Genomic DNA, 24,052 nt, shown 5'->3' with positions numbered 1-24,052 from the left:
GTGTATAAAAAGAGGCTCTAGTCAGTAACTAGAACCTCTTTTTCATTTAATTTCTTGCCCCTTTTCGAGACCATATCACAACAGGAATAAGTAATAACGCTAACACGCCTCCAGCCAATGACAATGCCGCATAACTTGAATTCGCTACTACCATACCTGACATCGCTCCACCAGAAGCTCCAGCTAGCGCAATAAAAACATCTATTTTCCCTTGTGTTTTAGCACGTGTAGACGGTGTTGTGGAATCAACGATTTGTGCTGTACCACTAATCAATCCGAGGTTCCATCCTAGCCCAAGTAAAGACAGAGCAACGATTAATAGTAATAAAGAATCACTTGGTGCTATCGCAGCTATGACACCCGCTGCAAGTAAAATCACTCCACCAGCTATGCTCATTGTAGTTCGGCCAATTTTATCAATTAACATTCCTGTAACGAGAGATGGAAGATACATTGCACCTACATGAAAGCCTATCACAAGTCCTACTGCACTTAAACCGTGACCGTGGTGTCCCATATGAACTGGCGTCATCGTCATAATCGCAACCATCACGATTTGCGTAAGTATCATTACGATTGCTCCAACTGTAATACCTCGTTTATTTTCTTTCACTTCTTCTATTATTGGTTGCCCTTTATATGTATGTTCCTGTTTATATCTTTCTATTATGTTAGCAATAATTAACGGATCTGGACGAAGCATAACAAAAAGAACTAGACCCGCCAGTATAAATGCTGCTGCCGATAGTATGAACGGACCTGCAAGTTTAGGAACTCCAATTGAATGCGCAAAACTACCCATTACTCCTACTAAATTTGGTCCTGCAACTGCACCGAAAGTCGTCATTACCATCGTAATACTAACAGCCGTTGCTCTCTGCTTCTTATCTGCTAAATCTGTACCTGCATAACGAGCTTGTAGATTCGTGGCTGTACCGGCACCATATATGAGTAAAGAAATAAGTAAAAGAATAATGCTATTCGTTAAAGCTGCCATTACAACACCAATTGCTCCAAATCCACCTACTATAAACCCTGTTGCAAGACCTATCCGGCGTCCATATCGTTGCGAAAGCTTCCCTACTATGAAAGCTGCTAATGCTGATCCCAATGTAAACATAGCAGTTGGTAATCCTGCAAATGCATCTGTTCCAAGCATTTGCTGCGCAAGAAGTGCTCCCACTGTAATACCAGCAGCTAGTCCTGCACCGCCAAACATTTGTGAAATGCTGACGATTATTAACGTTCGTTTGTATAGTTTTTGTTGCTCTTCTTCTGTGTACACATGATTATCTATTAAAGCCCCTGCCTTATCTAGCAATTCCCCATCCTCCTTTTAAAATTAATCCCTCTTGTTAATGTACTATGTATAACGTTACATATTCAATGGCATTTTCCATTCATCCCTTTCATTCTAAAAAACTTTCTAATCATACTCGACTTATCCCATGCTATATTAAAAATACTACTATTCACAATATGCAAGGAGAAAACAATGAAAAAACAGGCTAATAGCAGCCTGTTTCCCTTTACACTTCTTCTACTATCCTTCCCCTTCTCTTTTTACTCAAAGCTTTTCCTTCCCAAAACAACAAACTTACGAAAGCACAAATTAAAATAATTGGCACACTTGCTTTATATAAATCTGTAAAACTCATAGCCATCTGATTCTTGGCATAATGATTCACATCATTCGAGAATGTGAGTACCTCTTTCTTTATACTTTTCTCTTGTTTTTCAACTTCTTTTGTCACTTGCCTCGTAACTTCTTCTCTTTTTACATCTCTATATTCTACTGGAACTTTTCTTAATATTTCATCCGTCTTGTCGCGAATCAATTCTTCCTTTTTCGCTTTACTTAATCCCATTGTCATTGCATTTTGTTTCTTATTTATATTCGACTCTAAACTTTGATTCTCTATTTTTTCTTTAGTCATTTGTAAAATTTCAGTTTGCTCAGTACTATTCACATGAATATTCCGCACCTTTTCTTCTGCATAATGATATACTTTTTCTTTATTTATAGTTAAATTATGAGTTAAGTTAGAGACAAATATTGCGACCGCCAATACAATTCCAACCTGTCGTAACATTGATACAACGCTTTGAGAAGCAGTTAATAATTCTCCTTCAAACGAAGACGCACTTAAAACTGTAATTGGCCCCACTACTAAGCCATATCCGACACCTAATATCATACATGGAATAATAATTTCTATATTTGTTGAATGAACATCAATCATTTGCAACCAATAGTAGGAAAGCCCCATAACAAGAAATCCTGACAAAATAATAGTTACTTTTCCGAGTTTTTTAATTAAAGTTGCTGCAACTGGTGAGACAAAAAATATCATCGCTGAAATAGGTGTCACTAAAAAAGCCGCTTCAATTTCCGTTCGACCTTGTAGTTTCGTCAAGAACGTTGGAAGCAATACAGTAACTCCAATTAAAAATAAATTACTCAATATAACAACGATTGACGCTCCGACAAACATTCGATCTTGAAATAACTTTAAATTCACCATTGGGTTATGAATCTTTCGTTCTACTAAAATAAATAGAATAAGAGAAATAGTGCTAATTGCATAACAAGACAAAGCAATATTACTTTGCCATCCCCATGTATTACCTTTTACTAATATGAGAGTAAATGAAAAAATTGCTGTGCTACTTAATAGTAGTCCTATCCAATCTATTTTTGAGATAATACGTTCTTCATTTTTTATTTGTAGCATGATGCAACATAACACGATTCCTATTATACAAACCGGAACATTAACGAAGAACACCCATCTCCATCCTAAATTTTGCGTAATAATTCCACCTATTACTGGCCCCATAGCAGCTGACAATCCTTGTGTTACTCCTAAAATTGCAAGTGCAACATGCCTTTTAGCTAACGGCATAGCTGATACACCAATTACCATACTTGTTGGAAATAAAATTGCTGCCCCAATACTTTGTATAAAACGAGAAAAAATAAGAAAATCACCTGTATTAGCAAAAGCGCAAAGTACCGATCCACCCCCAAAAATCACCAGACCAAGAATATACATCTTTGCTTTTCCAAAGATATCAGCTATCCGCCCTAACGGAATGGCAAGTACTGCAATCGTCATTGTATAAACATTTAATACCCAAGACATCTTTTCTAATGAAGTATTTACACTCGATTGTATTGCCGGTAAAGCTATATTCATAATTGTCGTATCAATCATACAAAGAAAGATACCTAGACACATTAAAAAGACAATCTTAATACCCTTTGATTGCTCCATCTTTATATACCCCTTTATTTATTTTGAATGCGTTTTTCATTCTTCTGTTTTATTGTTTTCTTTCGCCTCTAACTCTTCTAATTTTTTCTTCAAAGTCTCCACTTGTGCACTATACGATGCAATACCTACATCTAGTGAAATTTCTTCGACGAAAGTAATACCTATTCTCCACTTTTCATATTTCAATCGAAGATCTGCAATGTACGCTTCTTTTCTTTCAATTTCATCTTTAATCCATTTTTTTATTGTTACATCATCACTATAGTTGCCAAAATACATTCTCATTAAAAAATCCGAACGTAAAACATCCTTCTCTATAGGCGTCTGCATGTATTGATAAAATTCTTCACGCCCCTCATCTGTAATAAAGTACATTTTCTTATTCGGTTTTCCCTCTTGCATGACAACCTCTTTTTTTATTTTCCCTTCATTCTCCAATTGCCGTAATGTTGGATAAATCATTCCAAAACTTCCATCAAAAAAATGAGTAAATACGTCTTCAAACACAATTTTAATATCGTAACCAGACAATTCCTTTTCCATTAATAAACCTAAAACAACATCTCTTCCCTTCAAAGTAAAACCCCCACATAGTATATAATCAATAATCATATTAACATTGTTAATATGATTATTGATTATATACCTTATTCTGTTAATTGTAAAATGTTTCTAAATAAAAAAGCCCCATAATTTGGTTTCACCAATTCACAGGGCCATTTTCTTATTTACTCTTTAACACCTACACCTTGCAAAACTTCAATATCCTCTTTCATTTCATAATAATAAGAAGGCAATTCTATACCATGTTCTAAGAAATAATCCTCAATGAATGAAATAATAATTTTTAACGTTTTCACACGAGCATACAATTTATCGTTACTTTCAATAATATGCCACTTTGCATTTGGCTTACTTGTTTTTTCAAACATGTCTTCCATTGCTTCAACATACTCATCCCATTTTTCACGATTACGCCAATCTTCGTCTGTAATTTTCCATCTTTTCAAAGGATTTTTCTCTCTATCTTTAAATCTCTTTAACTGTTCCTCTTTACTTATATGGTAGAAGAACTTCCCTATTATGTAATGGTCATCTGTTAGTAGTTTTTCAAAATCATTAATCTCATCATATGCTCTCATCCACTCTTCCTTTGTAGCAAATCCTTCAACACGCTCAACTAACACACGACCGTACCATGAGCGATCAAAAATGGTGATTTGCCCGTACTGTGGAATTTTGCGCCAGAAACGTTGCAAATAATGGTAACGTTTCTCATGAGGTGCAGGCGCTCCAATTGGATTTACTTGGAACCCACGCGGGTCAAGATGTTCCGTCACCCGCTTAATTGCCCCACCTTTACCAGCCGCATCCCATCCTTCCATAACAAGCATAACCGCGATTTTTTCTTCTTTCAAAATTTGCTGTAATGCTAATAAGCGCCTTTGATATTTTTCTAATTTCTTATTGTACTTAGATTTTGATTCAATTTTTTTCGTTAAGTCTACTTTAGCAAGATGTCCATTTTCCATAAAACAAATCCCCCTTGTTGTATGACAATGTTATTTTAACATATTTTTGGTAATTTTTTCATATCCTAAAAAAACTGTGTAGAAACATCTCTACACAGCTTCCTTCTCTAATTTCACATATATAAGCACATTTAACTACATTAAAATAAATAATTTATACTGAACTCTTAGTATATTCTTTTTATTAAAACGTAAAAATAGTCCTTTTAAAAAGGGCAGCAATCTAAGTATAGAAAAACAAATTTATTCTTTTTTACTACATACGTAATTATGCCGGCTATAAGAGTATTGAATAAGATATTGATTCACTACTCTTATAGCCACTTTACATTATATGGTATATTTACTCGTAAAAAGAAGATAATAACAAGTAAATCCATTAAAGAATGGGAGCTCTAAAAAAATGAAACGAAAAATATTAACTCTCTTTACACTTTTATGCTTAGCACTACCAATACAAGCTAGTGCTTACACATTTCAGTCACTACCGATTGCGTCAAAGTCTAAACAATGGTATGTCGAAATTGATAAATCTCATAACTCAAACAAGCAAGCAATCCAGCCAAAGCAAGGTGTATTTGATACGTATAGTTTACTCGTAAAAAACATCGGTCATGATGTATCAAACGTATCTGTGGAAATACTTGATAACAACCCTACCTCTAAAGCTACCTTTAAACCTACTACACCTAATGAAAATATTTCTAAAAGTCATACAAGCTTTGACTACATGGTATTCCCATTAGACTTTAATAGTCATAATTTTAAAGTTGTAATCACTTGGGAAGAAAAGAATTTCTCTTACAATGGCCATCCGGTAAATGAAGGTAAAAAAATGAAACAAACATTTGTATTTAATGAAGACTAAGTCCTAATTTCTTTAGGGCTTAGTCTTCTTTTTTGAAACCTGCTTGTATCGCTTCCGTCACTTCTTTTGTGATTTCTAATTTTGTTGTGCCAAATATGTACGGACAGTTTTTCATTACAAAGGTGTTTTATTAATACTAGTTGATTATATGCTAAGTTATTTTCTATATAGGTCTAGCCCTCTTTTCCCATATAATCAATTAAATCGACGAATACTCGGTACAGACAATGCTATTCCAATTGTTAAAATTACTAAACTAGCTAGTGTTATAATAGTTATTTCGCCACCTATGACAGTAGCTAACCAGCCTACAACTACATACCCTAATGGCAGTAAAGCAAAAGAACCCAACATATCAAGGCTTGCCACTCTTCCGAATGCTTCTTCTGGTACAAGCTCCTGTAAACTCGTTTCCCAAATGAGTCCAAATATCATCATGCCAAATCCTTCAATTGCCATTAAGAATATTAAAGCGGGTGCCCAAGAAATGAATGGCATAATTAATAAAGCAATGCCACTCATTAAAACACCTCCATAAGCCAGTAATCCTCTCTTATGCCACCGCTCTTTCCCACCAAATATTACTGCGGCAATTATAGCCCCACAACCAGAAAAGGCCATGCCAAGCCCATACACGTAAGCTTCAAAATGATGATGAACATTAAATAACCATGGAATTAATACGACGATAATGCCGGCATAACAAATATTTATAAAAGAAAAAACTAAAATTGTAATCCACAGCCACGGATGACTTTTTAAAACTAAAACACCTTCCATAAACTCTTGTTTGTAAGTAAGCTTACTCTTTTCAATGGGTTTTACTTTTTTAAACTTAATTTCTTTTAAAAATAATAAACATAAAAATGATAATAAGTACGTTGCTGCATCTAGTCCGAAACCTATCCCTGCAGATGCAACCGATACGATTAACCCACCAAGTGCTGGCCCAATCAATCGTATACCTTGATTACTCATTTGAGTGAGTGCGTTAGCTGCATTACGAAATTCAGGAACGAATACTTTCGCCCTTACAGCAGAATATGCTGGTTGGAATATCCCTTCCATAAGTCCGTATATGGCAACGAGAATATATAAAATCGTAATTGTTAATAAATCCATAAATATAAGCGATGCAAGTAATAGCATTAATATACAGCGGATTATATCCGTAAATAACATTAATTTAACCCGATCAATTCGGTCTACAACTAAACCTGCAAACGGTAAAGCAAGAATATTAGGTAGCATGTACATTGCCATCGTCATCCCCATTACAACTGTTGAGCCAGTTAATGAATACACAACAACTGGAAGTATGACCATAGTTATCGAACTACCTAAGGCCGAGAGTAATTGTCCAATCCATAAAAACTTAAAGTGCGTTGATACTTTAACTGGTAATAATAATTTTCCAATATAACTTAAACTGTTCTCCTTTTGTATTTCCCCTTGCATGTCTCTCTCCTCTTTTCAAATGACTATAGAATACATAATATACGACTGAAAATTCATAATATTATATTTCCAATTATATAAGAAACCATTATGTTATGGTAAAATTATCAAAAAAATATAAAGGAGAATGCATCATTATGCCTCCAAATTCACATAACATCGAACACCAAATCTATACAATGTGTATGATCCAACGCAACAATGAAGTTTTACTCGTAAAACGACCCAATCATCGAGGTTTCCCTGGCTACATAGCTCCTGGCGGCAAAGTAGATTTTCCCGAAAGTATCGTTCAAGCCGCTATAAGGGAAGTAAAAGAAGAAACCGGATTACTTGTTTCGGATTTAAATTTTAAGGGATTAGATGAATATGTAAATCCGAAAGAGAATGTTCGGTACATGGTATTTAACTACTGGACAGACTCATTTGAAGGTGAACTTCTTTTAAACCCACCTGAGGGCAAATTATTATGGATACCAATCGATACAGCACTAAAGCTTCCTATGCAAGATTGGTTTAAAGAAAGATTCCCATTATTTTTTGAAAAAGGCACCTTTGAAATTCAACGTGTTTGGGATAATGAGCTAGATAAACAAGTTGCTATAACAATTACACATACGTAAAAAAGCTTGGAATCTCTCCAAGCTTTTCTTACTTCTCCTGTACTTTCTTAATCTTATAATCAATTTCTAAAAACTTAACTCCAAATATCCACATTCTATGATTAGCTTCTAGTATGTGATCCGTGCGCTCTTTTATAATAAAAGTCTCTGCTAACGGTAAACGGATTGTCAAGAACCGAGTATGCAAATAAATCCCCTCATCTCCCTGACCATTTTCTCTTAACTTACTAGTAATAATTAAATCATGACTATCATTATATAGTTTCAAAATACCAGTCATATTCGAATAAGGTAAAGGTAAGGCGATATTCATATATGTCTCATTCTTATTTGTATGCTTTGAATAAAGAGCTACAAAAATAGATTTACCTGCTTCATTTTTTCTTAGCCAAGCCCTTACATTCTCTCTTCCATCTTTCTCATCTATGACACTAATGATAGAGCCATGCATCGTTTCCCAATTGCCGCCCATTCCTAAATGTATTTGTTCTACACGCTTACTCATTTTCTCATAGCAAAGTGCGAACGGACGGAACCAACGAGCCCATTTAATATTCGATTGCAATTCATACTCTACTGTATTTTCATAAAAATGAATAATACTTAAAGGAACCTTCGTCACATCAAATGCCTCACTATGAAAGTCATTTACTTTATCAACTAAACCGTTGTATTCCTTACTGTCTACTAAATTTCTGCTATATAAATAAGCCTCACCAATTGCCACATTTCCTCTTAACTTACTCATTGGTTTCCCATAGTATTTATAATTCGGAACACTCTTTTCAATCACCCAGCCGATAAATGCCGGTAACGCTACTCCAATTCCGTTGACAACACCATGAATCCAAACCATTTGAGCAATTGTAATCGTCAAGACATGCTTCAAATTCCCGTATGAATATATAAGTGAGAACATAATTGTAACCATGAGTGTACTAGACGAAACGATTAGAAGAATCTTTGCACTGATAGCATTAAATTTTGCTCTCCAAACGTAAAATCCATACCCATAAATTGCACATAAATATAGGAACACTGCAAAAAATTCAAATATTCTTGAGTATGTAATTCCTATTGCAACTGTCATAGGTGAAATCATGATGATAAACATAATAGCATCATACACTTTACTTCTCTTTTCTCTTTTTCTCCCTATTAAACCAGCTGATAATGGCAATAGAAACGCCGAATAATGAAAATGTGCAGCTGTGAGTAAAACAATGTCAGAGCTAAAATGCATAATTGAAAGTTTTGCTACTGAAGCAGAAAACCAAAAACCACCTAAAAACAAATAAATAAACGCACTATCTATGGCGATCTCTTCTAACGGCTTCCATCCTCTTTCTAGCAATCTACTTACACCAAATAACGCAACAATTCCTGTATATACAAACCAAACTAGCGCAAATAAATAGTGATTTGTGACGAAAGCTAGCATTGCACAAATTGCTGCGATTGGATATAAAAATGATACGGATTTATAAAATAATAATTGCGATCCATCTCTTTTTCTTTTATCAATAATACAAAATGACATTGGTATAAATAATAAAACAGATAATAATATAATTGCTTCAACAGGATTTATATTCGACCACTCACATATTAGAAAAACAACATAGCAAGCCCAAATATTATATTTTTCATATCGTCTATTCCCTTTCCACAAATGTTCCCTTATATGAAAAAAGCGAACCAATTAACGGGTTTCGTACTTGTACATGAATTCGAAAACATTGTAGTGTTTCATCATAACTTTCAACAATTTTTGCCTCACCATACAAAAATTTTGGTAACGGCATTTTTCTTCCAAACATATAAAACCATTGTTTCTTTGAAGAAATATGCATTGCCCCTAACTCATCGATATGAAAATGCAGTGTAGAAACGAGTAAATGTGGTTCACCAAAATAATCTACAATTTCATTTTCGTTTTCATCAAACTGCATAACTGCATTAAAATATCTTTTCTTATTTCACCTATTGATTCCCCTTCTCCAACTATTTCAAGCCCAAATCCAATCTTTGTTTTATACAAAAACTTCTGTGGTCCCCTTCTTTTTTCTCTAAATACGAAATTTCAGTAAAGCGAGCATCCCACTCTGTATGTATATCTGGTTCTTGCGTATATTCCCATAATTTTTCCATCGTCGTGTTCATTTTTGTCGCAACATAAATAGGCTGTTTCCTTTTCATTCTCCCCACCTCCTATGCACTATAACTTTAATGTACATGCAATGAATTTATTTTGCTACATTTTTCACAAACTTCCTCAGAAAAAAGAAAGAATTTTTAAAATATATATAAAACACTTGATTCCACGAAAAATTTAAATTATTATAAAACAAATGTTACCAACAACTTCATAAATCAAACACTCTCGCCTAAAACGTGAGATAGAGGTTGCGATACTTATGAGTATTCTAATGGAGACACAGAGATGTCTATGAACTTAGATGAAAGGAAGTATTGCCGAAATTGATAAATTTCTCTGCATTTATCAATTGGGGCTGTTTTCGAATAGAAACAGAACTGTCATATGTACAGACGTGTACGTATGAAGAGCTATCTACAAAAAAGAGATATCATTTTTTTATGATATTCCTTTTTTGGCGGTTTTTTTATTAGCTCCGTTTTCTGTTTCCCTTTTCCTGTAACAGCACCATCCTCACTTATTTGAGATGGTGTTTTTTGTTTGTCTTTCTGGTAACTACAGGAGTATTGGGGATTTATATATTTCCTAATCTATTCTTAAAAATAGACGAAAGAAGGAATTTGTAATGGAAACAATTGTTCAAAAATTTGGTGGCACTTCTGTCGGAAGCGTCGAACGCATACAACATGTAGCAAATTTAATTATTGAAGAATATGAACGAGGTCATAGCATTGTCTCTGTCGTTTCAGCAATGGGAAAAAGCACAGATGAACTTGTCGCACTCGCTAACGCTATCACAGAAAATCCAAGTAAACGTGAAATGGATATGCTTCTATCTACAGGAGAACAAGTAACTATTTCATTATTAACAATGGCACTGCAAGCAAAAGGCTATCATGCAATTTCATTAACAGGGTGGCAAGCAGGTATTACGACAGAATCTGTACATAGTAGTGCACGGATTACTGACATTCATACAGATCGTATTCAATCTTATCTTGCTGAAGGTACGATTGTTATCGTAGCTGGTTTCCAAGGTATAAGTGTAGAAAATGAAATTACAACGCTTGGCCGTGGTGGCTCTGATACGACTGCTGTCGCATTAGCTGCTGCACTTAAAGCAAAAAAATGTGATATTTATACGGATGTGACAGGTGTATATACGACGGACCCACGAGTTGTAAAAGATGCTTACAAATTAGACGAAATTTCTTATGACGAAATGTTAGAGCTTGCTAATCTCGGTGCTGGCGTATTACACCCGCGCGCTGTTGAGTTTGCTAAAAATCATAATGTAGTTTTAGAAGTTCGCTCAAGTATGGAACAAGAAAACGGAACAATTGTAAAAGGAGAATGTAACATGGAACAACAATCAATCGTTAAAGGTATTGCATTTGAGGATAACATTACACGTGTCACAATTAAAGGATTAGAACAAGGCTCGCTTTCAACAGTTTTCTCTACATTAGCAGCAGCACACATTAATGTAGATATCATCATTCAAAGTATTACAAATGAAGGAACTGTACACCTCTCCTTCTCCATTCATTCGAATGATTTAAGAGAAACTTTAGAAGTTTTGGAACAAAATCAAGAAACTCTTCACTATGAATCTGTAGAACATGAAAATCACTTAGCAAAAGTATCAATCGTAGGATCTGGCATGGTATCTAACCCAGGTGTCGCTGCAAATATGTTCACTACTTTAAAAGAAGAAGATATTCATATTAAAATGGTAAGTACATCAGAAATTAAAGTGTCTGTCGTTATTGACCGCCTTCATTTAGTAACAGGCGTTGAGGCGCTGCATCAATCATTTATGGCGAAAATTGAGCCTTTAGTGCAAATGAGCTAATCTGATATATTTAGTAATGCTAAAAAAATCATATTAATGTATTACCTTCCTATTAAATAAAAAGCTGTTCGTTAACACGATGCTATATGACATATTAAAAAACACCTTGTCACATTTTCCTATACTGTGACAAGGTGTTTTTGACTGAAAGGAATTTGTAACTACTTAGTAGTATAATTATGAGGATAATTAAATAATAGACTTTTATACATAAGGAGATAAGACTATGGCAAAAAACAAATTACTACGAATGGACAATGTCAGCATCGTTGTAGAATCCCTTGATAACGCAATCTCTTTCTTTGAGGAGATTGGCTTGAATCTCGAAGGTCGAGCCAATGTCGAAGGTGAATGGGCTGGTCGCGTAACTGGACTCGGTTCTCAGTGCGTAGAGATCGCTATGATGGTCACTCCAGATGGCCACAGCCGAATTGAACTTTCGCGATTTCTCACCCCACCTACTATATCAGATCACCGAAATGCTCCTGTAAACGCCCTCGGTTATCTACGCGTCATGTTCACCGTTGAAGACATTGACGAAATGGTATCGAGACTCACTAAGCATGGTGCAGAGCTCGTTGGTGAAGTAGTTCAGTATGAGAACTCGTATCGTCTCTGCTACATTCGTGGAGTCGAAGGAATTTTAATCGGTTTAGCGGAAGAACTCGGTAATAAATAAGTAATATTTTATAAGAAGTCTTTACTAAAGTAAAAATATTTGAAAGAAATTCTCGCTTCATAAAACTTAGATTTTTAACCCCGTCCTAGCTTTAGAACGGGGTTATGCTTGTTTGAACTTTTTAACACACTATCAACATCCTAAAATCATTATAAAACAATTCAATTACTTCTTATACTCTTTCCTAGGAAATATAACTGATTCTTCTCACCTCTTATCATATATATCTTTTCTTTTAAAAAACGATCTGAACTCATTCAAAATAACTTTCTTCACGTCAGAGTAAAAAACTATCATGAATAGTGCTATTCCTAATAAGATTTCTTGCATTCCTTCATAATCAACGAAAGCACTTAAAATTAGCAAACCACATCCAATATAAAAACCAAATTCATTTCCTTTCTCAAAATCCTCATCTTCTGCATCACTATGTATTTTCTTTTTGAAATCTTGATTCCCTTTTATCAACTCATCTAGCGTAACATTATACATTTCGCTCAGTAAAATTAAATTATCAATATCAGGATAACTTTTATCATTTTCCCATTTATATACCGCTTGCCTCGTTACACCAATCTTTTTAGCAACATCCTCTTGTGAAAATCCCTTTGACTCTCGTAGTTTTTTTAACTGTTCTCCTAAATTCATAACGTCCCCTCCTTTAACAAATTATTACATAAAAAGAGATGTAAAAGAAAGAAACCATTAGTAAAATTCACTGTAAACCATTCGTTTACACAATAAAAAGAGAGGATAACTCTTTGAGCTACCCTCTCTCACTTCTATTAAAACAGATGAATGTTTTCTTTTTTACAAGCTGCACGTAAATCGTCAGGCCATACAGAAGATTGAACTTCACCGATATGAGCTTTACGTAAGAAGTACATGCACATTCTTGATTGTCCAATACCACCGCCGATTGTTAATGGTAGTACGTCTTCTAGTATACCTTTATGGAAATCATACTCACGTTTGAAGTCTTCACCAGTTTTCGTTAACTGCTCATCAAGTGATTTACTATCAACACGAATTCCCATTGATGATAATTCAAATGAAGATTGTAGTACTGGGTGCCAGAATAAAATGTCACCGTTTAATTTCCAATCGTCATAATCAGCTGCGCGTCCGTCGTGCTTTTCACCTGAACGAAGTGCATCACCAATTCCGATAATGAAGACTGCACCGTGTTCTTTCGCAATTGCATGTTCACGATCTTTCGGTGTTAATTCTGGATATTTATCTTCTAATTCTTGAGAAGTAACGAAAACAATTTCTTCCGGTAAATACTTTCCAAGGAACGGATATTTTTCAAATAAGTGATCTTCTAAATCTTTGAATATTCCATAAATTGTTTGTACTGTTTTTTGTAAGTAATCGACAGTACGCCATTCTTTTTGAACGATTTTTTCCCAATCCCATTGGTCAACGTAAATGGAATGCGTTGCATCAAGTTCTTCATCACGACGAATCGCGTTCATGTTTGTATATAAACCTTCACCAGCTTCATATCCATATTCATGTAATGCAAATCGTTTCCATTTCGCTAGTGAATGAACAATTTCTAATTCTTCTCCTGAATGTAACATATCAAATTCAATTGGACGTTCTACACCGTTTAGGTGATCGTTTAATCCTGATTTTTTCGTTACGAATAATGGTGCAGATACGCGGAATAGTTCAAGGCGTTTTGCTAATTGGTCCTCGAAAAATGTTTTAACTTCCTTAATTGCAATTTGAGTCTCTCTTACTGTCATTAATGATTGATACATGGTGGTTTCCTCCTAAAATGTTTGGATGTTGTGAAAAGAAGCCAACAAAAAAAGCCCTTCTTTCCCAAAAAACTGGGACGAAAGGCTTTGGTTCCGCGGTACCACCCAAATTAGCAACAGAGGTTGCTCACTTATACAATACGGAGATGAAATATCTCGATACTGTTCTTCTTGTAACGGCGAAGTTCCCGGCTAAGTCTACTTTCCTATAAAGGATTTCGGTTAGCAACTCCAGGAGGTTCTTCATAATAGGCTTCGTATCAGGCTCACACCACCCCTGACTCGCTTAAACTACGTCCTACTACTACTCGTCCTTTCATAGTCGTTTTGTTGTCACATCTCTGAAACATTTTATTAATGATTATTCTATACAAAAAATAAAGAAAGTCAACAAAAAGTTTTAAAATATTTTTCAATTCTTTATTTTACGGCTTTATTGATTGTTGTTAATTTAACATCTTTACTTTTTCTGCCTCGTCAATCCAAAAAATGTTTCACTGACCGAAACTAACGTATACACAATAATTAATGTGATCGTTCGGAATATAGAATCCGCAGTATTTCTTATTATTTTCATTTTCTTTATAATTCCTTTCAGTTTACTTGCAATTTCATGATATACTATAGCATTCAAGCAGTTTATTTTTACTTAAAGCAATCATAGTCATTTATAAAGAGTATTTTCTAAATCATTGACTATTATCAAATAAGATTTTTATATAACGGAGTGATCATATGAGTAAAACGAAAGCAAAACCGAAAAAAGGTGTAGGACAAGGTACAGGAAGTAAAGGATGGAACCGTTGGCAATCAAGTGCAAAGAAAAAGGCAGCTGCCAAACCATACAAAAGTAAAGGTACAAAGAAGTAATTTAAATAACATTTGATTTCTTTACTTTGTACAAAACAAAATATAATTATTACAACAAAAAAGCTATGCCCTCATAAATTTGAAGGCATAGCTTTTTTATATTAAATCATTAAAATATCTCGAATTTCTTCCTCTGTGATTGAGGACAATTTCCCTTCTCCCGGCTCAATCACTTCAGCGATTAAATTTTTCTTACTTTCTTGCAGTTCATGCATTTTCTCCTCAATTGTTCCGTGGGCTACTAGCTTTATAACTTGCACTGTATTTTTTTGTCCCATTCGATACGCTCTATCGGCCGCTTGTTGTTCAACAGCTGGATTCCACCATAAATCGTATAATATTACTGTATCTGCACCAGTTAAATTAAGTCCGGTACCACCAGCTTTTAAAGAAATGAGAAATAGATCTCCTTCTCCTTCGTTAAACCGATCGCACAGCTCTACACGTTCCTGCGCTGGTGTACTCCCGTCTAAATAAAAGTATGGAATTGCTTGTCGATTTAACTCACGACCAATAATGGAAAGCATCTTCGTAAATTGAGAAAAAATTAATATTCTCTTCCCTGTACTTCTACATTCCTCTAAAATCTCTAACAGTTGTTCAAATTTAGCTGAACTTCCTTTGTAATCATCAACAAATAAAGCAGGATGACAACAAATTTGTCGCAATCTCGTTAAACCAGCTAAAATTCTAATTTTATTTTTACGTAACGTATCTTTGTCTAAATGCTTTAACGTTTCTTCCCTTAGCTTCGCTAAATAAGCAGCATAGAGACTCTTTTGATCGGGTAATAACTCCGATGATTGTAAGTGCTCTATTTTCTCTGGCAACTCATTTAATACGTCCCCTTTTAATCGTCTTAATACGAATGGTTTCACTCGCTTCGCTATATCTTCACGCCTTAAATCACCGAACTCTTTTCTTCCTGGTAATAATTCTGGGAAGACGACATGGAAGATAGACCATAGCTCTTCTAATGAATTTTCTACAGGTGTACCCGTTAGCCCAAAACGGTATTCAGCTTGAATTGTTTTCACAGCTCTTGCCGTTTGCGTTGTAGGGTTTTTAAACGCCTGCGCTTCATCAAGGAATAGTGTATGAAATGGTCTTGCATATAATCTTATATCTCTTCTCAGTAATGGATATGACGTAATTACGACATCAAATTCCGTTATATCTTTCAAAATTTTCCGGCGCTCTGCTTGGTTTCCATCTGCAATAACTGCTCTAATATGCGGGGCGAATTTTTTCAATTCACTAAACCAATTATAAACAAGAGATGATGGTGAAACGACTAATATAGGTAGTTTCTTTTCTCGAATCTCAGGCAAAACAGAATCTATAAAAGCAATGCTTTGCAACGTTTTTCCAAGTCCCATATCATCTGCTAAAATACCGCCAAAACGGTAATGAGCAAGTGTTTTCATCCATTCGAACCCATATACTTGATACTTTCTCATTTCTGCATTTAAAGTATTTGGCACAGCAAACTTTAATTTTTTCGGGTTTTGAATGTTTTCTACTAACTCTTGAACAGAATCATCTAAACTTAAAACATTGCCTTCATGAAGTCCGTTCATCCATTTTACACTCCGAATAAGTGGAACATTTACCTCTTCTCCATGTAAAAATTCTTTCCGAATACCTGATTCTTTTATAAACTGATTAATTTCATTAAACTCTTTACTCTCTAGCGATAAAAACGAACCGTTCGCCAATCGATAATATTTACGTTTCTCTTCAAGGGCCGCTAATACACCTTTAATTTCTGCTTCTGGTATTCCTTTTATATCAAAACGAAATGACAACCAATCAATTCTTTCTTTTCTTCTCACTGTAATAAGAGGAACTGCATCCCCTTTACTAATTCGCAATTTGATTGCTGTCGTCGCATAAATATCAACTAAACCTTTTAATGTTGGCACGACGTGATATAAAAAGTTATACTCAGCTTCTTCATTATGCATAAAGTAACCGCCTTCTGTTTTTGCAAAGGCACTTTCACTCATAATGTCTAAAATCTCTTTTTCCTTTTTCTCATCACGATTAAAAACAGACGGCTGTCCATCCTCTTCTAGCGGATTAATCATGACGTTCCCATAGTGAAATTCAAGACCTGCTAATAAGCGACTTTTCACGCGGTCTAAATACAATTTCGCTTTTAGCGAAGGTGTTTCAACACGATCCGATATTATTTCATCAATGTGTACAGTTCCGAGCTTCATTAATCCTGGTACAACTTTCGCGACGAAATGTTCCATCTTACTTTCTGGAATATAAAACTGATTACTATTTGAGCGACTCATCATCTTTTGTAATTCAATAAGTCGCATACAATCTTCAATGTGTAAGTGATATAATTTCCCATCGTAAAGTGCATTGTTATACATATCCATAACTTGTACACGATTTAGACCATCTATATGAAGTGTAAATCCGCCATTATTTCCCTTCGTAAATTCAAAGTGTAACGGCAACAAACCTTTTGAAACTTGTAATCCCTGAAACAGTTGTTCATTTTGTTTCAGCTGTACATATTCAACTTTAGAAAGTGAAGAGAGCATATCCTTCCACGAAGCTGGCGGTATAAATATCATACTTTCATCTTGTTTCGCATGTACTTCTAGCGTATCTTCATACATTTTTTCATTATGATACATTTTAATGAGCTGCTGAATAATTGCATCCGTTTCTTGTTTAAAACTATGTATATCTGGTGTATATGTAAATTCATTTGAACAATGAAAAGACTCTCTTTTCTCCACCTTAGAAAGAAATTCTCTAATATGATTTATGACATACACTTTGGCAAGTTTCAATTGAATTCCAAGAAGAGCCCCACCACTTCTCGTAGCAACTGGTGTACATATAAACTCAATATCTAATATTTCACGTGTATCAAAACGGTGTTGTTTACTTTTTGGCCTCAGTGGTTTATCTGCAAACAGCTGAAACATACCACTTGTCAATTGATCATTTCTGTTACTAGCGGAGCTCATTCCACCTGTTTGTTGATTATAGTTTATTTGTATTAATACTGCTGCAACATGTTGACAGTACGTTTGAAAAGACGCTAATGAAGGACAACTACATTTTGCAACAACATCACCCTTTTTAGCTTTTTCTACTGTAACATGGAATTCCTCGTTCCCTTTTACTGTCGCCTCACAAATTTCTTTATTTTCATCATAATGATTTATTATCACTTTATTTGATTTATAATAGGCTTCACCTCTTTTATATGAGGTCTCTCCGCACACTTCTTTAATAATCGATTTATTCAATGTGAAACTCATCGCTTTGACACTTCCTTAATATAAAACCATTTTCTCTTACTTAACATTTTACATGCTCCACGAGAAAATATAAAATGTTGATTTAACAAAAAAAGATGCTTATTTATAAGCATCTTCTTCACTCTATCTCCATCAACCTCTTCGCCTCAAAATACAACACTTGAATAAACTTCTTCGTATTGATTCGCGTATGACCAGAAGATGCGAGTTCATCTTTCGTCATTTCTGTCATCCGTTTTCTAACTACGGTGAAATCGAAAAATTTTGGAGCATAGCTTTCAAATTTCGGATTTGAAAAGTCTGTTAATCCTAAAGAAGCCAAATGATTTAACGACTGATAAATAGCTCGACGTACTCTTTGTTCAGACGCTTTTTTCTCTTTATCAATATCCGCATCTAAAGCTAAATCCCCTAATTTCCTTATCGTAATATGATGGAAAATTTCTTTTAACGCAGGAAAGCCAAACTCAAATGTCTGTGCCTTTTCTTGACCATATAAATATTCCAGCATACTAAGTAAATCTTTACTTCCATTCTCTCCCGCAATACCGAGTTCTGATAGTAAAAAGCGCCCTAAATCCCCTATCTTTTTTCCTTCTTGCACTGGTTCAGTACGCAATTGCGGTTTTTCCCACTGAAACACGTTATTCAATGATTTTTGAATATCGTGTATAGAACGCTCCAATCTAATACGCTCCATCACTTTGCGTACAACAGATACAACTTCGATTTTATTTAATGGTTTTGTAATATAATATTCTACACCAAGGGTATATGCCTCACCTATAAGCTGCTTCGATTCCACTTGAGAAATCATAATGATTTTCCCCGTGAAAGTTGACGCAATGTGACGAACTGTTTCAATTCCGTCCCTCATCGGCATCAACAAATCAATAAATAAAATATCTACTTTTTTAAAATTTAGTTGATCCGCCTCAATAAAAGCTCCGTCATCCGCCTCACCAATTACTTCTCCAAGATCTCCATCTTCAATAATTTGCGAAAGCATCGAACGGAAAACTTCATCATCGTCTACGATATAATAAAACAAATCTATTCCCCTTCCCGCTTTAAACTACCCTCTGGTAAACAAACGATAAACTTACATCCTCTTTTATTTTCTCGGCCTTCTAATCTCACTTCTCCGCCTAGCTCTGTTACCATTTCATTTATGTAAGAAAGCCCAATACCAGTTGACGGTGTTCCCGTTTGATCATACTTAGAAGTAAATCCTGGCTTAAATACTAATTTCTTATATTTTTGTGCAATACCAGGTCCATCGTCAATTACTTCAAAAAATATATGTTGATCTCTTTTATATAGCTTAATAATAATGACACCTTTATCTTCAATTGCTTCAACTGCATTTGCAGCGAGGTTATTAAAAATTGATAGAACTGTATACACGTGGTATGCAGCATGCTCACCTTCTATATGTTTAGAAAAACGTATATCCTTTTCTAGCATTTCAGCATACTTCTCGTTTATTCTAACAATCATTTCTGCTAACTCATGTCCTTCTACATATTCAGCCACATTTTTATCTAATAACAGTTTAGATAATCCTGCAAATATCCTTTGATTATCCTTTTTTATTTCATGCACTTCCCCCGCTATTTTCAATGCTGTTTTACTACTTGAATCAGCGCTTACTTGTAAATTTCGATATAGTTGATATGCTTCTTGTGTAATTAACTCCGCATTTTGTAACGTCTTTTTCAAATGAACAGATTCCACATATAAATTAGAAAGATGCATTAACATATTTTCATTTTCTTTTCGAACTTGCGATTCTTTTAATTTCGTTTCATATAAATTCATCATATTTAAAAAACCAAGTGCAAAGAAACTACGAAAAATAGCAATAATGATGAGTTTATTTACTTCAGAAATCGTTATTGTTGTACCTAGTACTAACATGTGATAAAACGCAAGTTCTGACATACTTGCAACAATTTCAATTGAAATCCCAAGGCATCCAATAATGATTGGTTTCTGATGGAACTTATTTACCCTGCAAAGCGAAAAAAAACTGCCATAAATAAAATAATAGAAGAACACAGGATAACGCAAATAAAATGATTCTGTCATATGAAATGAACCTTGCATGATCCAGTCAAGACATACTCGGAATAAGACTACAGATATACCAACAAGAATACCTGCAACTCCTGCTGGTACTCTTCTTAAAAATAATAATAAAAAGAAGAATAGCGGTGTACCGAAGCTAACTCGAAACGTATCATTAAAGGGATGAAAGTTCAGCTCCCCAGCAATCGGAACAACGACCATTAATATAATTAAAAGGGACATATCTTTCTTCCATAATTGATTCCAATTCAAAGGTGACACTTCCTATACTTTTTTTCAGTAGTAAAAGCGAAAGCCCGCTTATTGTTATAAACGGGCTTTTTTTCTATATTCTAACCTTTTCTACCGCTTTTATTTGGCGATACTCTGGCTTCCACATTGCTTCTTTCACTGCCATCTTGATATCGTTATCACTTAAGTTCACTCTTGCAACACCTTCTGCAACTGCAACTTTAGCTACTTCAATTGCAACCATTTCTGAGATATTACGTAATTCTTCGACCTCTGGTAAAATAGGTGCTCCTGGCTGACTTGTATCTACCATACTTGCAACTGCCTCAGCAGCTGCTGCGAACATTCCATCCGTCATGACGCTTGCTCGTACTACAATTGTTCCAAGACCAAGACCTGGGAAAATAAGTGCATTATTTGATTGTCCAATCACATACGTTACACCGTTATATGTAACTGGTTCAAATGGACTTCCTGTTGCAACTAACGCTCTTCCTTCTGTCCACTCGATTAAATCTGCTGGTTTTGCTTCAGCAAGTGGCGTCGGATTCGACATTGGTAAAATAATTGGTCTTTCTACGTGAGAAGCCATTTCTTTAATAATCTCTTCTTTAAATGCACCTGCAACAGTAGATGTACCAATTAAAATTGTCGGTTTTACATGTTTCACAACTTCAGCAAGTCCGATCACATCATTTTGCTTCCACCCACTTACTTCTACTTCTTTTCTTGCGTACGGAATTTGGAAATCAAGAAGATCTTCCATATTATCTGTAACTACCCCGTTACGATCAATACACCAGAAACGCTTATATGATTCTTCTTCAGATACGCCTACGCGGACCATCGCATCTCTAACTTGATCTGCGATACCGATTCCAGCCGTACCAGCACCAAATACAACAACGCGGTGTTCACTTAGCGGTACACCAGAAGCTTTCACTGCCGATAATACTGCCGCAAGTGAAACTGCACCTGTACCTTGAATATCATCATTAAACGTACAAACATCATGACGATATTTATCTAAAATTTTTCGTGCGTTACGAGAGCTAAAGTCTTCCCAATGTAAAAGTGCTTTCGGGAATTGTTTGTTTACCGCTTGTACAAACGTATCAATAAATTCATCGTAAGCTTTACCTGTTATACGAGGGTGACGATTTCCAATATAAAATGGATTGTTTAATAACTCCTCACGGTTTGTACCTACATCTAAAATTACCGGTAATACACGACTAGGATCGATTCCAACTGCAGCAGTGTAAACAGCTAATTTTCCGATTGCGATGTTAATACCACCAACGCCCCAGTCACCAATTCCTAATATGCCTTCTCCATCTGTTACAACGACTAAATCAATGTTCTCAGCTGTTGCACCGATATTCGTGAATGCTTCTTCGATACCTGATGGATCGTTAATTGATAAATAAACACCACGTGGTTTACGATATTCATGACTATATCTTTGAATTGCTACACCGACAGTTGGTGTATATACAATCGGTAACATTTCACGTAAATGATCTGTTAATATACGATAAAATAATACTTCATTTCGATCATGTAACGCAGTTAAGTATACATTCTTTAATAAATTATCCGGCTGAGAACTAAATTGTTCGTATGCTCGGCGTGCCTGTTCTTCTAACGTTAAAACCGCTGGCGGTAATAACCCTTTTAAACCTAACTCTTCTCTTTCATTTTGTGTGAAAGCTACCCCTTTATTTAAAAGTGGTGTTGATAATACTTCTGCTCCTCTTAATGTTGTTTCTAATGCACCATTAGAAGCTACTGTAAACTTGCTCATAACATCCCTACCTCTATTCATATATAGCATTTCTATATTGTAAACAAAAAAGAGGGGATTGTCCCCCTCTTCTTTTAATTTTTCTTTAAAAGAGTTGCTCCTGCAATCCCTGGATGTGTCATTTCGAATGGATCTAGAATTAACTCTAAGTCTTCTTGTGACAATACACCATTTTTCACACAAAGTTCTCGAACGGATTGGCCTGTTGCAATTGCTTCTTTCGCAACGCGAGCTGCTGCTTCATAACCGATATGAGGGTTCACGGCTGTAATAATTCCTACACTTTTCTCAACATACTCTTTTAAGCGATCTTCATTCGCTTCAATTCCTTTTAAGCAATTATCTGTAAAGGCACGAAAACCGTTATTCATAATGCTAATCGATTGAAGTAAGTTGAAAACAAGTACTGGTTCCATAACGTTTAATTCTAATTGTCCTGCTTCTGAAGCAAGGCAAATTGTATGGTCATTACCAATTACTTGGAACGCAATTTGATTAATTACCTCTGGCATAACAGGGTTTACTTTCCCTGGCATAATAGATGAACCTGGTTGACGAGCTGGTAACATAATTTCCGCTAAACCAACACGCGGACCTGATGCCATTAAGCGAAGGTCATTCGCAATTTTAGACATATTCATCATACATACTTTAAGCGCTGCAGATACTTCAGTATAAGCATCCGTATTTTGCGTCGCATCTACTAAATCTTCTGCACCAACAAGCGGTAATTCACTAATTGCAGCTAAATGTTTTACAACTGCTTCAATATATTCTGGATCTGCATTTAAGCCTGTACCAACTGCAGTTGCCCCCATATTTACTTCATATAAATGTTGACGCGATTGTTGAATTCGTTTCATATCACGTTCAAGTACACGAGAGTATGCTTTAAACTCTTGTCCAAGACGAATTGGCACCGCATCTTGTAAATGTGTACGACCCATTTTAATAACATGGTCAAACTGTTCTGCTTTTAATTCAAATACATCATGCATATAACCCATCGTTTGTAATAAGCCTTCTAATGCATTTAACGTTGCGATATGAATCGCCGTTGGGAATGCATCATTTGTTGATTGCGCCATGTTCACATGACTATTTGGACTAATATAATGATAGTCTCCCTTTTCCATTCCTAATAATTCAAGAGCACGATTGGCAATGACTTCATTTGCATTCATGTTCATTGAAGTACCTGCTCCGCCTTGGATTGGATCTACAATGAAATGATCATGCCATTTTCCATCAAGAATTTCTTGAGCAGCTTCTGCGATCGCACCGCCCTTGTTTAATTCCAATCTTCCTACATCTGTATTCGCAAGCGCTGCAGCTTTTTTTACAACTGCGAACGCTTTAATTAAACCTTCATGGATTTTGTATCCTGTAATTGGGAAATTTTCAACTGCACGCATTGTTTGTACGCCGTAGTATGCATAGTTTGGTACTTCTTTTTCACCTAAAAAATCTTTTTCAATTCGAACACCATTTTTAACTTCAGTTAATGTTGCCATGATTATTCACTCCTTAACGATTT

The 24,052-nt window shown here is 35.2% G+C and carries 17 protein-coding genes, 3 pseudogenes, 1 riboswitch and 1 other annotated feature; of the genes and pseudogenes, 5 read left to right on the top strand and 15 right to left on the bottom strand.

The window, feature by feature from the left end:
* Positions 1-46 precede the first annotated feature (46 nt).
* The 4 genes from N2V80_RS08900 to N2V80_RS08885 form a co-directional block, all read right to left on the bottom strand.
* The gene (locus N2V80_RS08900) at positions 47-1,321 is read right to left on the bottom strand and encodes an MFS transporter (protein WP_000884508.1); all 1,275 of its coding nucleotides are present in this window, start codon (positions 1,319-1,321) and stop codon (positions 47-49) included.
* A 208-nt stretch (positions 1,322-1,529) separates the two neighbouring features.
* The gene (locus N2V80_RS08895) at positions 1,530-3,278 is read right to left on the bottom strand and encodes an MDR family MFS transporter (protein WP_061654564.1); all 1,749 of its coding nucleotides are present in this window, start codon (positions 3,276-3,278) and stop codon (positions 1,530-1,532) included.
* Between the two features lie 36 nt (positions 3,279-3,314).
* Positions 3,315-3,854 (bottom strand): PadR family transcriptional regulator, encoded by a 540-nt coding sequence (locus N2V80_RS08890; protein ID WP_000678329.1) that lies wholly within the window; start codon positions 3,852-3,854, stop codon positions 3,315-3,317.
* 152 nt (positions 3,855-4,006) lie between these two features.
* Positions 4,007-4,810, bottom strand: coding sequence for a polyphosphate kinase 2 family protein (locus N2V80_RS08885; RefSeq protein WP_000427320.1), 804 nt, complete (start codon positions 4,808-4,810; stop codon positions 4,007-4,009).
* A gap of 403 nt (positions 4,811-5,213) precedes the next feature.
* Here N2V80_RS08885 and N2V80_RS08880 point away from each other — a divergent pair, with 403 nt between their 5' ends.
* On the top strand, positions 5,214-5,678 hold the full coding sequence (locus N2V80_RS08880) for a hypothetical protein (protein ID WP_000823343.1): 465 nt from the start codon (positions 5,214-5,216) through the stop codon (positions 5,676-5,678).
* Positions 5,679-5,873: 195 nt separating this feature from the next.
* On the opposite strand, the gene N2V80_RS08875 is transcribed toward N2V80_RS08880, so the two are convergent.
* Positions 5,874-7,136, bottom strand: coding sequence for an MFS transporter (locus N2V80_RS08875; protein ID WP_061654565.1), 1,263 nt, complete (start codon positions 7,134-7,136; stop codon positions 5,874-5,876).
* 137 nt (positions 7,137-7,273) lie between these two features.
* Here N2V80_RS08875 and N2V80_RS08870 point away from each other — a divergent pair, with 137 nt between their 5' ends.
* The gene (locus N2V80_RS08870; protein WP_061654566.1) at positions 7,274-7,759 is read left to right on the top strand and encodes an 8-oxo-dGTP diphosphatase; all 486 of its coding nucleotides are present in this window, start codon (positions 7,274-7,276) and stop codon (positions 7,757-7,759) included.
* 28 nt (positions 7,760-7,787) lie between these two features.
* On the opposite strand, the pseudogene N2V80_RS08865 reads toward N2V80_RS08870, so the two are convergent.
* From N2V80_RS08865 to N2V80_RS08855, 3 pseudogenes are all read right to left on the bottom strand, one after another.
* Positions 7,788-9,409: pseudogene (locus N2V80_RS08865) on the bottom strand (YndJ family protein).
* A gap of 5 nt (positions 9,410-9,414) precedes the next feature.
* Positions 9,415-9,738 (bottom strand): annotated as a pseudogene (locus tag N2V80_RS08860) (DUF4166 domain-containing protein); the annotation flags it as partial.
* Positions 9,702-9,958, bottom strand: a pseudogene (locus tag N2V80_RS08855) (hypothetical protein); the annotation flags it as partial. The pseudogenes N2V80_RS08860 and N2V80_RS08855, both read right to left, overlap by 37 nt.
* Positions 9,959-10,151: 193 nt before the next feature.
* A riboswitch (Lysine riboswitch) is annotated at positions 10,152-10,338 on the top strand.
* 204 nt (positions 10,339-10,542) lie between these two features.
* Here N2V80_RS08855 and N2V80_RS08850 point away from each other — a divergent pair.
* Positions 10,543-11,772 carry an aspartate kinase gene (locus tag N2V80_RS08850; RefSeq protein WP_000448032.1) on the top strand — a complete coding sequence of 410 codons (1,230 nt, stop codon included), beginning with the start codon at positions 10,543-10,545 and terminating at the stop codon, positions 11,770-11,772.
* 226 nt (positions 11,773-11,998) lie between these two features.
* Positions 11,999-12,451 carry a VOC family protein gene (locus N2V80_RS08845; RefSeq protein WP_001107260.1) on the top strand — a complete coding sequence of 151 codons (453 nt, stop codon included), beginning with the start codon at positions 11,999-12,001 and terminating at the stop codon, positions 12,449-12,451.
* A 207-nt stretch (positions 12,452-12,658) separates the two neighbouring features.
* Here N2V80_RS08845 and N2V80_RS08840 read toward each other — a convergent pair whose 3' ends face one another.
* Together N2V80_RS08840 and asnA are read right to left on the bottom strand one after the other, a co-directional pair.
* Entirely contained in the window at positions 12,659-13,099 is a 441-nt protein-coding gene (locus N2V80_RS08840; RefSeq protein ID WP_061654567.1) for a helix-turn-helix domain-containing protein, read from the bottom strand.
* Between the two features lie 137 nt (positions 13,100-13,236).
* Entirely contained in the window at positions 13,237-14,220 is a 984-nt protein-coding gene (gene asnA / locus N2V80_RS08835; protein ID WP_000284914.1) for an aspartate--ammonia ligase, read from the bottom strand.
* A 70-nt stretch (positions 14,221-14,290) separates the two neighbouring features.
* Positions 14,291-14,549 (bottom strand) — a binding site (T-box leader).
* A 406-nt stretch (positions 14,550-14,955) separates the two neighbouring features.
* Here asnA and N2V80_RS08830 point away from each other — a divergent pair.
* Positions 14,956-15,090 (top strand): DUF3934 domain-containing protein, encoded by a 135-nt coding sequence (locus N2V80_RS08830; protein WP_000047588.1) that lies wholly within the window; start codon positions 14,956-14,958, stop codon positions 15,088-15,090.
* Between the two features lie 101 nt (positions 15,091-15,191).
* Here the strand turns inward: N2V80_RS08830 and N2V80_RS08825 are convergent, their stop codons facing one another.
* The 5 genes from N2V80_RS08825 to aspA all read right to left on the bottom strand — a co-directional run bounded on the left by N2V80_RS08825 (position 15,192) and on the right by aspA (position 24,029).
* Positions 15,192-18,386: a DEAD/DEAH box helicase gene (locus tag N2V80_RS08825; protein ID WP_061654568.1), complete on the bottom strand. Its 3,195-nt coding sequence runs from the start codon at positions 18,384-18,386 to the stop codon at positions 15,192-15,194.
* Between the two features lie 118 nt (positions 18,387-18,504).
* Positions 18,505-19,437, bottom strand: coding sequence for a response regulator (locus tag N2V80_RS08820; protein WP_000500301.1), 933 nt, complete (start codon positions 19,435-19,437; stop codon positions 18,505-18,507).
* 2 nt (positions 19,438-19,439) lie between these two features.
* Positions 19,440-20,738 (bottom strand): sensor histidine kinase, encoded by a 1,299-nt coding sequence (locus N2V80_RS08815; RefSeq protein WP_002004878.1) that lies wholly within the window; start codon positions 20,736-20,738, stop codon positions 19,440-19,442.
* Between the two features lie 64 nt (positions 20,739-20,802).
* Positions 20,803-22,515 (bottom strand): oxaloacetate-decarboxylating malate dehydrogenase, encoded by a 1,713-nt coding sequence (malS, locus tag N2V80_RS08810; protein WP_061654569.1) that lies wholly within the window; start codon positions 22,513-22,515, stop codon positions 20,803-20,805.
* 74 nt (positions 22,516-22,589) lie between these two features.
* The gene (aspA, locus tag N2V80_RS08805) at positions 22,590-24,029 is read right to left on the bottom strand and encodes an aspartate ammonia-lyase (protein ID WP_000224190.1); all 1,440 of its coding nucleotides are present in this window, start codon (positions 24,027-24,029) and stop codon (positions 22,590-22,592) included.
* Between the last annotated feature and the right edge of the window lie 23 nt (positions 24,030-24,052).

Source organism: Bacillus sp. FSL W8-0640, from assembly GCF_038007725.1.
Classification (GTDB): domain Bacteria; phylum Bacillota; class Bacilli; order Bacillales; family Bacillaceae_G; genus Bacillus_A; species Bacillus_A cereus.
Note: the sequence above shows the minus strand (reverse complement) of the source record. Positions and strands in the feature narration are given on the sequence as shown.

Bases quoted from the DNA above. Each gene is read 5' to 3' on its own strand.
- N2V80_RS08840 (WP_061654567.1), bottom strand. From the start codon at position 13,099: ATGAATTTAGGAGAACAGTTAAAAAAACTACGAGAGTCAAAGGGATTT.
- N2V80_RS08830 (WP_000047588.1), top strand. From the start codon at position 14,956: ATGAGTAAAACGAAAGCAAAACCGAAAAAAGGTGTAGGACAAGGTACA.
- N2V80_RS08880 (WP_000823343.1), top strand. From the start codon at position 5,214: ATGAAACGAAAAATATTAACTCTCTTTACACTTTTATGCTTAGCACTA.
- N2V80_RS08825 (WP_061654568.1), bottom strand. From the start codon at position 18,386: ATGAGTTTCACATTGAATAAATCGATTATTAAAGAAGTGTGCGGAGAG.
- N2V80_RS08895 (WP_061654564.1), bottom strand. From the start codon at position 3,278: ATGGAGCAATCAAAGGGTATTAAGATTGTCTTTTTAATGTGTCTAGGT.
- N2V80_RS08875 (WP_061654565.1), bottom strand. From the start codon at position 7,136: ATGCAAGGGGAAATACAAAAGGAGAACAGTTTAAGTTATATTGGAAAA.
- asnA (WP_000284914.1), bottom strand. From the start codon at position 14,220: ATGTATCAATCATTAATGACAGTAAGAGAGACTCAAATTGCAATTAAG.
- N2V80_RS08870 (WP_061654566.1), top strand. From the start codon at position 7,274: ATGCCTCCAAATTCACATAACATCGAACACCAAATCTATACAATGTGT.
- N2V80_RS08845 (WP_001107260.1), top strand. From the start codon at position 11,999: ATGGCAAAAAACAAATTACTACGAATGGACAATGTCAGCATCGTTGTA.
- aspA (WP_000224190.1), bottom strand. From the start codon at position 24,029: ATGGCAACATTAACTGAAGTTAAAAATGGTGTTCGAATTGAAAAAGAT.
- N2V80_RS08885 (WP_000427320.1), bottom strand. From the start codon at position 4,810: ATGGAAAATGGACATCTTGCTAAAGTAGACTTAACGAAAAAAATTGAA.
- malS (WP_061654569.1), bottom strand. From the start codon at position 22,515: ATGAGCAAGTTTACAGTAGCTTCTAATGGTGCATTAGAAACAACATTA.
- N2V80_RS08850 (WP_000448032.1), top strand. From the start codon at position 10,543: ATGGAAACAATTGTTCAAAAATTTGGTGGCACTTCTGTCGGAAGCGTC.